Origin of the sequence: Rhodococcus sp. HM1, from assembly GCF_023218075.1 — a bacterium.
Lineage (GTDB): Bacteria > Actinomycetota > Actinomycetes > Mycobacteriales > Mycobacteriaceae > Rhodococcus.
In genome coordinates this window covers 75946-88748 of the sequence record NZ_JALPTB010000010.1, presented here as the reverse complement: position 1 = coordinate 88748, position 12803 = coordinate 75946, and the positions used below count along the sequence as shown (strand labels likewise).

The window sequence follows — 12803 nt, the reverse complement described above, 5'->3', positions numbered from 1 at the left end:
GCCTTGTTCAGTCACTCTTGCAACACTAGTCGCAGTAAACCTTAAGCCTCAACCTGAGCTTGAGGATTTGTTCGAGTCCGATCGTGCGAACTGTCCGTTCGCGCGGCACCCCGGAGTGAGACAACGAGGGAGCGCAGCGCATGTCACGACAGCCGAACCGCCGCAGGGGACGAATCCGCAGAAGTCGCATCATCGTCGGTCGGCCCCTGCGCAGCGGTTGGAAGCCCGCGGTCGCGCGTGCCGCCACGCTCGGTCTCGCGCCCGCACTCCTGATCGGCGCCACGATCGGCGGCATCGTGCACGTGCGGTCCGGCGCACCCACGGTCGAGCAGGCCGTCTCCGCCGACACCCCGTTCACGTTCACCGGTTACGGCCACGGCCACGGCCGCGGCATGGGCCAGTGGGGTGCCTACGGATACGCGCAGGACGGGTGGACCGCGGAACGGATCGTCGGGCACTACTACGGCGGCACCACGCTCGGCACCGCCGACGTCACGCCGATCGCCGTGCGACTCGTCGGCCAGGACGACGTTCCCCTCGCGGTGTTCTCCGACGCCGGGCTCGTCGTCGCAGGTCAGCAGGTCGGGCCCGGTGATGCCGCGCACCTGACGCCGACCGCGGACGGCGGCGCCGACGTCGTCGTCACCGCCGGCTGCTCCGGTGAGGTGCGGTGGCAGGGCCGCGCCGATCTGCCCTGGGTCGACCCCGTCGACCTCGCTGAGGACCGGCCCGCGAACGAACACCTCAAGCTGTGCGCCGACGGCACTTCCTACCGCGGCGCCATCGGGGTGGTGCTCGACGGCAACGCCGCCCGCACCGTCAACCGGCTCTCCGTCGAGGACTACCTGCGCGCGGTCGTGCCCGTCGAGTCGCTGCCCGGCTGGGCCGACACCGGCGGCGCCGAGGCGCTGCGCGCCCAGGCCATCGCGGCCCGCTCCTATGCCCTCGCCGAGCAGCGCCACGAGAAGTGGCAGACCTGCGACACGCAGAGCTGCCAGGTCTACGGCGGATCGGCGAAGGAGGACCCGCGCACCGACGATGCCGTGCGCACCACCCGCGGCATGGTGCTGATGCGGGACGGCAAGGTCGTGCGCACCGAGTTCTCGGCGTCGACCGGCGGCTACAGCGCGGGCGGCGACTTCCCGTCCGTCGAGGACCTCGGCGACAAGGTGGCACCGAACCAGCAGTGGGCCAAGACCCTCACCGCCGGCGAGATCGGCAACGCGTTCGGAGTCGGGGAACTGCAGAACTTCGAGGTGCTGACCCGCAACAACCTCGGTGCCGACGGTGGTCGCGTCACCCGGGTCCGGGTCGTCGGCTCCGACCGCAGCATCGAGACCACGGGCGCCGAGGCCCGCGCCAAGCTGGGGCTGCGGTCCGACTGGTTCACCGTCAACGAGGGCGCGGAATCGACCGTCCCGCCGAGCACCCCGGCCCCCGAGACGGGCCCGGAGGTCGCCATCACGCCGTTCGGCACCGACCAGAGCCCGGCGATCCAGGAGAAGTACAACGAGCTGGGCGGGGTCTCGGGCGAACTCGGTTCTCCCGTCGGACCCGAGCTGATGCTGCCCGACGAGCGCGGCAAGTTCCAGGTCTTCACCAACGGGGTCATCCTGTGGACACCGGAGTTCGGGGCCCAGGTGTTCGACGCCTCCATCCTGCGGCAGTGGCTGCCGGGAACCGGTAGCGCCGAATAACACAGCCACCCATCACGGGGACGAGGCGGCCGCCGACGGGTTCCACCCGCCGGCGGCCGTTTTCGTCGTCCGGTTCTCGCTGTTGACATTGACGCAACGTCAAGATGCACGCTGGATGTCACGAGGAAGGGAACGCCGTGACACAGCGTGAACAGACGACACAGCGTGAATGGTCCATTCAGGAACTGGCCCGCGCGGCCGGGGTCACCAGCCGAACCCTGCGGCACTACGGCGACGTGGGCGTGCTCCCGCCGAGCCGGACAGGGGCGAACGGCATGCGGTTCTACGACCGCGACGCGCTGGTGCAGCTGCAACGCATCCTGCTGCTGCGGGAACTCGGCCTCGGCCTGCCCGCGATCCGCGAGGTGATCGCCGGGCAGGCCGACACCACCGAGGCGTTGCGCACCCACCTCGAGCTGCTCGAACTCGAGCAGCGCCAACTGGGGCGCCGCATCGAGGCGGTGCGCACGACCATCCGCAAGACGGAGGCAGGTGAGGAACTGATGGCAGAGGAAATGTTCGACGGTTTCGACCACACGCAGTACCGCGACGAAGTGATCGAACGGTGGGGCCGCGACGCCTACGACAGCAGCGACCGCTGGTGGCGGGAGATGACGGACGAGCAACGTCGCGACTGGCAGGCGGTCGCGGCGAGGCTCGGCGCCGACTGGACGGCCGCCGTGCAGGCCGGTCTCGACCCGGCCGGCGACCGCGGACTCGAGCTCGCGCGACGGCACGTCGAGTGGCTCGGATCGATTCCGGGGACGCCGGGCTACGGCAAGACCGAACCCGACCGCGACTACGTGCTGGGACTGGCCGACATGTACGTCGCCGACGAACGGTTCGCGGCGAACTACGGCGGCACCGCCGGAGCCGAATTCGTCCGTGCGGCGCTGCGCGCACTGCTCGCCTGACGTGCGTGTTTCCGGTAGCTGCGGCTACCGGAAACACGCACGAGGACAGCGGTCGCCTACCCTGGTCTTCCGTGACTGCTGCATCAGCGCCCCAGCCCTCCACCGGTGACCACGACCTGATCGTCGTCGGATCCGGATTTTTCGGACTGACGATCGCCGAGCGCGCCGCAACGCAGCTCGGGAAGCGAGTACTGGTCGTCGAGCGTCGCCACCACCTCGGTGGCAACGCCTATTCGGAGCCCGAACCCGAGACGGGTATCGAGGTCCACAAGTACGGCGCCCACCTGTTCCACACGTCGAACAAGCGGGTCTGGGACTACGTGAACCAGTTCACCGAGTTCACCAACTACCAGCACCGCGTCTTCGCGATGCACAAGGGCCAGGCCTACCAGTTCCCGATGGGCCTGGGTCTGGTCTCGCAGTTCTTCGGCCGCTACTTCACGCCCGACGAGGCCCGCGCCCTGATCAAGGAGCAGTCGGCCGAGATCGACTCGTCGCAGGCGAAGAATCTCGAGGAGAAGGCGATCTCCCTGATCGGCCGTCCCCTCTACGAGGCGTTCGTGCGGGACTACACCGCCAAGCAGTGGCAGACCGACCCGAAGGACCTGCCCGCCGGCAACATCACCCGCCTGCCGGTCCGGTACAACTTCGACAACCGCTACTTCAACGACACCTACGAGGGTCTGCCCGTCGAGGGCTACACCGCGTGGCTCGAGAACATGGCGAAGGACGAGCGGATCGAGGTCCGGCTGAACACCGACTGGTTCGAGGTGCGCGACGAGATCCGCGCCGCCAGCCCGGACGCCCCCGTCGTCTACACCGGTCCGCTGGACCGCTACTTCGACTACGCCGAGGGCAAACTCGGCTGGCGCACCCTCGATTTCGAGACCGAGGTGCTGCCCACCGGCGACTTCCAGGGCACGCCGGTCATGAACTACAACGACGCGGACGTCCCCTACACCCGCATCCACGAGTTCCGGCACTTCCACCCGGAGCGGGACACGTACCCGACCGACAAGACCGTGATCATGCGCGAGTACTCGCGGTTCGCCGGTGACGACGACGAACCGTACTACCCGATCAACACGCCGGAGGACCGCGCGAAGCTCACCGCCTACCGCGACCTCGCCAAGCAGGAGGCCGCGCAGAACAATGTGCTGTTCGGTGGCCGCCTGGGTACCTACCAGTACCTGGACATGCACATGGCGATCGCCAGCGCGCTGAGCATGTTCGACAACACCCTCGTTCCGTTCTTCGAATCCGGTGTGCCGGTCTCGGGGGACGCATCGTGAGCGTGGGGGAACTCGAGGAGAACGTGCAGGGGAACACCGTGAGCCCGGACAATTTGCTCGGCAAGTCGCTGCTGCAGCGCATCATCCTTCCGCGACCCGGTGAGCCGCTCGACGTGCGCACCCTCTACCTGGAGGAATCGCCGACCAACGCGCGTCGCGCGCACGCCCGGAGCCGGACCACGCTGAACATCGGCGCGGAGTCCGAGGTCTCGTTGTGCACCTACTTCAACGCGTTTCCGGCGAGCTACTGGCGACGCTGGAGCACGCTCGGGTCCGTCGTGCTGCGCCTCGAACTGTCCGGGCACGGCCGGGTCGACGTCTATCGCAGCAAGGCCGACTCGAGCCGCATCCACGTGCAGGGCCGTGAGTTCACCGCTGCCGGTGACGCCGCGACGATCGTCGAACTCGAGACGGACCTCGGCCCGTTCGAGGATGGCGGCTGGATCTGGTTCGACATCACCACCGACACCGACGTCACGCTCGTCTCCGCCGGTTGGTACGCGCCGGTCGAGGCGCCCGGCAAGGCGTCGGTCGCCGTCGGCATCCCGACGTTCAACCGTCCCGCCGACTGCGTGAAGGCGCTGCGGGCGCTCGCGTCGGATCCGCTGGTCATGGACGTCGTCGACGCCGTGATCATCCCCGACCAGGGCACCCGCAAGGTCCGCGACGAGGACGACTTCGCCGAGGCCGCCGCGCCGTTCGGCGACCGGCTGGTCATCCACGACCAGGCCAATCTCGGTGGTTCCGGTGGCTACAGCCGCATCATGTACGAGGCGTTGAAGACCACCGATTCTCCTTACATCCTCTTCATGGACGACGACATCGAGATCGAACCGGACTCGGTGCTGCGCGCGCTGGCCCTGTCGCGGTTCGCGAAGTCCCCGATGCTCGTCGGCGGCCAGATGCTCAATCTGCAAGAGCGCAGTCACCTGCACACGATGGGCGAGGTCGTGAACCGGTCGATCTTCATGTGGTCGGCCGCCCCGAACGTCGAATACGACCACGACTTCGCGGCGAAGCCGCTGCGCGACCGCGAGAACTCGAAGCTGCTGCACCGCCGCATCGACGTCGACTTCAACGGCTGGTGGATGTGCATGATCCCGCGCGTCGTCGCGGAGGAGATCGGCCAGCCGCTGCCGCTGTTCATCAAGTGGGACGACGCCGAGTACGGGCTGCGGGCGCGCGCCGCCGGCTACCCGACGGTGACGATGCCCGGTGCCGCGATCTGGCACATGGCCTGGTCCGACAAGGACGACGCGATCGACTGGCAGGCGTACTTCCACCTGCGCAACCGGCTCGTCGTGGCGGCGCTGCACATGCCCGGCGACGGCCGCGGCCTGGTGCTCGACACGGTCAAGGCGACGATCAAGCACCTCGTGTGCCTCGAATACTCGACCGTCGCGATCCAGAACAAGGCCATCGAGGACTTCCTCGCCGGACCGGACAGGCTCTTCGAGCTGCTCCCGACCGCCCTCGGCCAGGTGCACGCGCTGCGGAAGAACTTCTCCGACGCGCGGGTGCTGCCGTCGTCGACGGAGCTGCCGTTGCCGTCGGGTGCCGGGGTGGGTGCGGTCGGGCAGCCGCGCGGACCGATCGGGAAGCTGTCGCGGCTCGCGAAGGGCGTCGCGCACAACCTGCGTCCGGCCGCCGAGACGCATCACGAGCAGCCTCAGATGAACGTTCCGACGATCGATGCCCGCTGGTTCCTGCTGTCGCAGGTCGACGGTGTGACCGTCACCACCGCGGATGGGCGCGGCGTCGTCTACCGTAAGCGCGACCGAGCGCAGGCCGGGGCACTGTTGTCCGAGGCGCTGCGACTGCGGCGCGAACTGGCACGACGGTTCCCGGAGCTGAAGAAGCAGTACCAGGATGCGGTTCCTGCCCTGACGAGCAAGGAGGAGTGGGAGCGTGTCTTCGCTGTCGAGCAGTGATCGAGCTGCCCGGAAGACCGACGCCTGGACGACCACCGAGTCGGAGATCCGGATCCTGCAGGCCGTGCAGGCCACCGTCGGTTCCCGGCCGCAGGCAATCGCGATCGCCCGCAGCATGTCGCACTTCGGTGAGCACGCCCTCGGCTGGGCCGCGATCGGTGGTGTCGGCGCACTCGTCGACCGTCGTCGTCGCCGGCAGTGGGCGGGTGTCGCGGTCGGAGCGGTCGGTGCGCACGCGGCGTCGATCGTGGTCAAGCGCATCGTGCGCCGGCCGCGGCCCGACGATCCGACGGTCGCGGTGAACGTGTCGACGCCGAGCCGATTGAGCTTCCCGTCGTCGCACGCCACCTCGACAACCGCGGCCGCGGTCCTGCTCGGCCGCCTGACCGGGCTACCCTTGCCCGCGGTACTCGTCCCGCCGATGTTGCTGTCGCGACTCGTCCTCGGTGTGCACTACCCGACGGATGTCCTGGCCGGCGCCGCCCTCGGCGCCGTTTCGGCCGCCGCGGTCGTGCGGGCAGAAAAGAAGTTTGGAGAACGATGAGCGAGGAACCGGCCACCGTCACCCGGCCGCCCCAGAACCTGCCTGCGGGCATCGTCAAGGCCGTCCGGCCGCGCCAGTGGGTCAAGAACGTACTGGTGCTCGCCGCGCCGCTCGCCGCGGGTTCGGCCACCGAACTCGACGTCCTCGGGCCCGTCGCGCTGGCGTTCGTCGTGTTCTGCATGGCGGCCTCGGGTATCTACCTGGTCAACGACGCGATGGACGTCGAGGCCGACCGGGCCCACCCGACCAAGCGGTTCCGGCCGATCGCGGCGGGTGTCGTCCCGGTCAACCTGGCGTTCGGGCTGGCCACGGTGCTGCTGGTCGGGTCGATCGCGCTCTCGTTCCTGGCGAACTGGCAGCTCGCGGTCGTGATGGCCGTGTACATCGGCATCCAGCTCGCATACTGCTTCGGGCTCAAGCACCAGGCCGTGCTCGACATCTGCATCGTCTCGTCCGGCTTCCTGATCCGCGCGATCGCCGGTGGTGTCGCGGCGGGGATCCCGCTGTCGCAGTGGTTCCTGCTGATCATGGCGTTCGGGTCGCTGTTCATGGCGGCCGGTAAGCGGTACGCGGAGCTGCGGCTGGCCAACAAGACCGGCGCGAAGATCCGCAAGTCGCTCGAGTACTACACCGAGACCTACCTGCGGTTCGTGTGGACGCTGTCGGCGACCGCGGTCGTCATCTGCTACGGCCTGTGGGCGTTCGAGCGCGACATGGTGGCCGAGTCGAACTGGTTCGCCATCTCGATGATCCCGTTCGTGATCGCGATCCTGCGGTACGCGGTCGACGTCGACGGCGGCGAGGCGGGGGAGCCGGAGGAAATCGCTCTCGGCGACCGGGTTCTGCAGTTGCTCGCGATCGTGTGGATCGTGGTGGTCGGTGGTGCTGTCTACCTCTTCTGACGTCGCTGCAGACGTCGAGTCGTCGGCGCGGCAGGGCGGACCGGGCCACCGCGTTCCCGGTACTCCCGGCTGGGCCCGCGGGATCTTCGCGGCGGGTGTCGTGGTCACCGGCCTGCTCATGTTCTGGGGCGCGTGGGAGCGCCGCTGGATCGCCGACGACGGCCTGATCGTGCTCCGTACGGTGCGGAACCTGCTGGCCGGCAACGGCCCGGTGTTCAACATCGGGGAGCGCGTGGAGGCCAACACGTCCACGTTGTGGACGTACCTGGTCTACGTGTTCGGGTGGTTCACCGGGGCGCGCCTCGAGTACGTGGTGCTCGGGCTGGCGCTGGTCCTGTCGACCGCGGCGGTGGTCGTCGCGATGTTCGGCACGGCCCGGCTCTACCGCTGGCGGCTGCGCGAGGCGAGAGGCACGCTGCTGCTGCTTCCCGCGGGCATGCTCGTCTACATCGCGGTTCCGCCCGCACGCGACTTCGCGACGTCCGGGCTCGAGAGCTGCCTGGTGATCTTCTGGATCGCGCTGCTGTGGCTGCTCATGGTGCGCTGGTCCACGACCGAGACGCCGGGGACCGCCGGGGTGCTCGGGACGGCGTTCGTCGCCGGACTCGGACCGCTGGTGCGGCCCGAACTCGCGGTCCTGGCCGTCATCGCGCTGGCGATGCTGTTCCTCGCCGCCGACCAGACGTGGCGCGTGCGTGCCGCGATGGTCGCGGTCGCGGGTGCGGTGCCGGTCGGCTACCAGATCTGGCGCATGGGCTACTACGGCCTGCCCTACCCGAACACCGCCGTCTCGAAGGACGCGGGCGGCGCCAAGTGGGCGCAGGGTTTCGAATACCTGGGCAATCTCGTGAACCCCTATCTGCTGTGGTTCCCGCTGCTCCTGCTGCTGATCGTCGTGGTGGTGATGTTCTCGACGAGCCGCCGGGACGACGCGACCCTCGGCGAGCGCGTGCGCGGCCTGGCATCCGGCGACGCGCGCACCCTGCTCGCGCGGGGACAGCGGGCGCTGCGCACCCCGACCGCGGTGGTCGTGTTCGTGCTGGGCAGCGGCGTGCTGCTCGCGCTGTACTCGTTGCGCGTCGGCGGCGACTTCATGCACGGGCGGGTGCTGCTGCCGCCGTTGTTCTGTCTTCTGATCCCCGTCGCGGTCGTGCCGTTGCGTCTGCCCGAGAGCGGCGAGCCGCGCCGGGCGACGACGATCGCCGGTGCGGTCGGGGTGCTGTGGCTCGGCACGGTCGTGTGGTCGGCGTTCGCCGCCGGGACCACGGGCATGACCGAGGGAGCGGTGGTCGGTCGGTCCGGAATCGTCGACGAGCGCGCGTTCTACGCCATGAACACCGGTCACGCGCATCCGATCCGGGCCGAGGACTACCTCGACTACCCGCGGATGCGGGCGATGGTGGAGGCGATCGAGAACACGCCGAACGGTGGGGTGCTGCTGCCGACGCCGTCGTTCGACGCATGGGATGTGGTTCCGCCGCCGGAGCCGATCCCGCCGGGCGGCGCCGGGCACACGGTGTTCTTCCTCAATCTGGGGATGACCAGCATGAACACGCCGCTGGACGTGCGGGTGATCGATCAGATGGGGCTGGCCTACCCGCTGGCCGCGCACACCGAACGGCTCGAGGACGGCCGGATCGGGCACGACAAGGTGCTGTATCCGGACTGGGTGATCGCGGATGCCGGGATGGTGAACGTGCACCCGTGGCTGCCCGGCTACCTCGACGAGGATTGGGTGGCGCAGGCCGGGGTGGCGCTCACGTGCCCGCAGACCCGGGAGGTGCTCGATTCGTCGCGGGCGGAGCTGACGTGGCCGCTGTTCAAGCGGAATCTGAGCCATGCGTTCGAGTACGCGAAGTATCGCTTCGACCGCGTCCCGAAGTACGAGATCCAGCGGTGTGGCCTGGAGCTTCCCCCGCCGCGCGGGTGAAACGACGGGTCACTTCTAGATCGTTCGCTTGGGTTCCGAGTCCGATCTCGATAGGATCACGCCAAATTACGAGTATATAACGGTCGAGGGGTTGGGGGACCGGAGCTCGCGGGCGACTTTCGTTGTGTGAGCAGGGGAGCGGAGGGTTTGTCACAGCTTCCGTAGTCATTTACAGTCTTGACCGCAGTGTGACTTGTGGCGCCGCTCCGCGGACCGCCACCGCCGAAATCCGACGGGGAACGCGTAGGCGTACGCCGCAGATCGAGAAAGTGAGCATTGTTCATGCGTTTAGTCCCGAGGTTGTCGCAGCGCCTCCGCAAGCGTGTGGTCGGTACCGCCGCTGCTGCGCTCGTGCTGCCGGTCGCGGCCGGTGTCGCCGGAACCACCGCAGCACTGGCCGCCCCCGCGCAGTCCGCCCCGATCGCGCACAGCGCGCCGGCCGGCGGTTTCGAGGAGGTCTTCGTCGACTCCGACATGGGCCCGATCAAGGTGCAGATCCAGTGGGCCGCCCGTGGTGGCGACGCCGCGCTGTACCTGCTCGACGGCCTGCGTGCCCGGGACGACGCGAACGCGTGGACGTTCGAGACGAACGCGCTGCAGCAGTTCGCCAACGACAATGTCTCGCTCATCATGCCGGTCGGCGGTGAGTCGAGCTTCTACACCGACTGGTACGCCCCGAGCAACCTCAACGGGCAGGACGTCACCTACAAGTGGGAGACCTTCCTGACCGAGCAGCTGCCCGAGTACCTCGCCACGCGCGGTGTCTCGCCGAACAACAACGGCATCCTCGGCCTGTCGATGGGTGGCTCCGCTGCTCTGACGCTGGCCGCGTACCACCGCGACCAGTTCAAGTTCGCGTCGTCGCTGTCGGGCTACCTGAACCTGTCCGCTCCGGGCATGCGTGAGGCCATCCGCGTCGCGATGCTCGACGCCGGTCGCTACAACGTGGACTCGATGTGGGGCCCGCCGTGGAGCCCGGCCTGGCTGCGCAACGACCCGTTCGTCTTCGCGCCGAAGCTCGAGGGCCTGTCGCTGTACATCTCGGCGGCCAGCGGCCTGCCCGGCCAGCACGACAACCCGAAGGGCCTGACCGGCTTCTACAACACCGGCAACGCGATGGGCCTCGAGGCGCTGTCCCTCGTCCAGACCCGCGCCTTCCAGGTGAAGCTGGCCACGCTCGGCATCCCGGCCACGTTCGACTTCCCGGCCCGCGGTACCCACGCGTGGAAGTACTGGGAGGACGAGCTGTGGAAGGCCCGCCCGCAGATCCTGGACGCCCTGAACGCGCACTGACGCTTCGAACGCGCACGTAATCGGCGCACACTGCCGACACCATGCCGCCCGATCGCCCCGCAGGGGGTGATCCGGGCGGCATGCGTCGTTGTGAACAATTTTCTCACCAGTCACAGCGCGCCGTCACCGATCCTGGGACTTTCCCGTGTACAAACGATCTTCGGACGCAGTGGAAGCGACCTTCGTACACGAAGGGGTTGGACAGGCTCCCGCGAACCGGCCCCGGCAACGCAGGAAGTGAGCGATGCACATGCGAACAGTGATCGGTGGTCCCCGAGTGAAGCGACGCATCCTGGCCGCACTCGCCGCGACGCTGGTTGCGCCGATGGCGGCGGGACTGACCACCGCCGCGGTCGCATCCGCGGAACCCGCCCGGACCGAGCCCGCCACCACGCAGGCCCCGGCGTCGGGTGTGAACGTCCGGCGCGTCGACTGGCTCACCGATCGCCGCGTCGCCGTGTGGATCGAATCTCCGTCGATGGGCACCCCGATCCAGGTCCAGTTGCTGCTGGCCCGGGACTGGAACATCCGGCCCGACGCGCGCTTCCCCGTCGTGTACATGCTCGACGGGATGCGCGCCCGCGACGACGAGAACGGCTGGACCCTCGAGACGGACGCCGAGGCGTTCTTCGCGGACAAGAACGTCACCGCCGTGCTGCCCATCGGTGGCCAGTCCAGCTTCTACGCGGACTGGGTCGACCAGAACAACGGGCAGAACTACAAGTGGGAGACGTTCCTGACCAAGGAACTGCCGCAGGTCCTCGAACGCGACTGGCGGGCCACGAGCACCCGCGGTGTGGTCGGCCTGTCCATGGGCGGTACCGCCGCGATGTTCCTGCCCGCCCGCAATCCCGGCTTCTTCCAGTTCGCGGCGTCGCTGTCGGGCATCCTCACCACCACGACCCTCGGTATGCCCGAGGCCATCAAGTACGCCATGCAGGACGCGGGCGGCTTCGACGTCGATGCCATGTGGGGTCCGGCCGGTAGTGAGAACTGGGAATCGCACGATCCGTATCTGCTCGCCGACAAGCTGCGCGGCGTGAGCCTGTACGTCTCCAGCGGCAGCGGCAGCACCGGGCCGTACGACCAGCCCTCGGGCGTGCCCGGCGTCAGCACCAACTACGCGGGCATGGGCCTCGAGATCCTGTCACGGCTGACCTCGCAGGCGTTCGCCACCAAGCTCAACAAGCTCGGAATCCCCGCGCAGGTCGTGTACCGCCCGTCCGGCACCCACTCGTGGCCGTACTGGGAGTTCGAGCTGCACCAGCTGTGGCCGCAGCTCGCGAACACGCTCGGGGTGCCGGTGGACAAGCCGTCGTGCTCGGCGGCCGGGTCGATCGGCGACACCGTCGCGGCCAACCCGTGGCTCGGCGACTGCCTCACCGCCGAGTACCCGGTGGCCGGCGGCCGGGTCCAGGACTTCCGGTTCGGCCGGGTCTTCGCATCCGACGCGGGCACCTTCCCGGTCGCCGGTGCCATCGGCGGCGCCTACCAGGGCAGTGGCGGTCCGGCGGGCCCGCTCGGCTTCCCGAAGACCGGGGAGAACGGCACCCCCGACGGGCGCGGCCGGTTCAACCACTTCCAGCACGGTTCGATCTACTGGACGCCGCAGACCGGCGCCCACGCGATCCGCGGTGTGCTCCTCGACGAATGGGCGCGACAGGGCTGGGAGGGCGGCCCGCTCGGCTACCCCGTATTCGACGAGATCGTGACGCCGAACAAGCCGGGTCTGGTCCAGGGCTTCGAGATCGGCTCGCTGTACTGGAGCGAACCCACCGGCGCCCACGCCGTGCAGGGCCTGATCATGGGCAAGTACGCCGAGATGGGGTACGAGAACAGCTGGCTCGGCTTCCCGAAGACCAGCGAGATCCCCGTCAAGGACGGTGGCCGCTTCAACGCGTTCGAGGGCGGCAACATCTACTGGAGCCCGCTGAGCGGTGCCTGGCCGGTGCGCAACGGCCCGATCTTCGACGCCTGGAGGGACGCCGGCTACGAGAACGGCCGACTGGGCTTCCCGATCAGCGACGAGTTCCCGATCGAGGGCGGGGTCCGACAGAACTTCCAGGGCGGGTTCGTCACCCGGGTCGGTGACGTCACCGCGGTGAGCCCCTAGCCACGACCCTCCAGGACCGGTCTCGACCGCGCGGTCGGGGGCACCTATCGTCGGGCGGTGATCGGAGCGACGGCTTCGGTCGCCGCCCGAAGCTCTCTGTAGCCTGGGGCGGGGCCGGCCCGTCCGGCCCCACGACCCTGTTCGCCCGTCAGACCGTTTGCTCACGAAACCGGATGCGAGGACACCA

General features: G+C 68.7%; 9 protein-coding genes. All 9 read left to right on the top strand.

The window, feature by feature from the left end; translation table 11 throughout:
* The first annotated feature begins 140 nt into the window (after window positions 1-140).
* On the top strand, window positions 141-1697 hold the full coding sequence (locus M1M07_RS08150; RefSeq protein ID WP_248673826.1) for a SpoIID/LytB domain-containing protein: 1557 nt from the start codon (window positions 141-143) through the stop codon (window positions 1695-1697).
* Between the two features lie 137 nt (window positions 1698-1834).
* Window positions 1835-2611: a MerR family transcriptional regulator gene (locus tag M1M07_RS08145; protein ID WP_248673825.1), complete on the top strand. Its 777-nt coding sequence runs from the start codon at window positions 1835-1837 to the stop codon at window positions 2609-2611.
* A 71-nt stretch (window positions 2612-2682) separates the two neighbouring features.
* Window positions 2683-3903 carry a UDP-galactopyranose mutase gene (gene glf / locus M1M07_RS08140; protein WP_248673824.1) on the top strand — a complete coding sequence of 407 codons (1221 nt, stop codon included), beginning with the start codon at window positions 2683-2685 and terminating at the stop codon, window positions 3901-3903.
* A 2-nt stretch (window positions 3904-3905) separates the two neighbouring features.
* Window positions 3906-5834: a glycosyltransferase gene (locus M1M07_RS08135; RefSeq protein ID WP_307846243.1), complete on the top strand. Its 1929-nt coding sequence runs from the start codon at window positions 3906-3908 to the stop codon at window positions 5832-5834.
* Entirely contained in the window at window positions 5821-6378 is a 558-nt protein-coding gene (locus M1M07_RS08130) for a phosphatase PAP2 family protein (protein ID WP_231610686.1), read from the top strand. Before M1M07_RS08135 ends, M1M07_RS08130 begins: the two co-directional genes overlap by 14 nt.
* On the top strand, window positions 6375-7280 hold the full coding sequence (locus tag M1M07_RS08125) for a decaprenyl-phosphate phosphoribosyltransferase (RefSeq protein WP_197252612.1): 906 nt from the start codon (window positions 6375-6377) through the stop codon (window positions 7278-7280). The genes M1M07_RS08130 and M1M07_RS08125 overlap by 4 nt, the downstream gene beginning before the upstream one ends.
* An 82-nt stretch (window positions 7281-7362) precedes the next feature.
* Window positions 7363-9210, top strand: a complete 1848-nt coding sequence (gene zomB, locus M1M07_RS08120) for a flagellar motor control protein ZomB (protein ID WP_308200785.1) — start codon at window positions 7363-7365, stop codon at window positions 9208-9210.
* 282 nt (window positions 9211-9492) lie between these two features.
* Window positions 9493-10503 (top strand): alpha/beta hydrolase family protein, encoded by a 1011-nt coding sequence (locus M1M07_RS08115; protein WP_197252613.1) that lies wholly within the window; start codon window positions 9493-9495, stop codon window positions 10501-10503.
* A 250-nt stretch (window positions 10504-10753) separates the two neighbouring features.
* On the top strand, window positions 10754-12616 hold the full coding sequence (locus M1M07_RS08110; protein WP_197252617.1) for an alpha/beta hydrolase-fold protein: 1863 nt from the start codon (window positions 10754-10756) through the stop codon (window positions 12614-12616).
* Window positions 12617-12803: the final 187 nt, after the last annotated feature.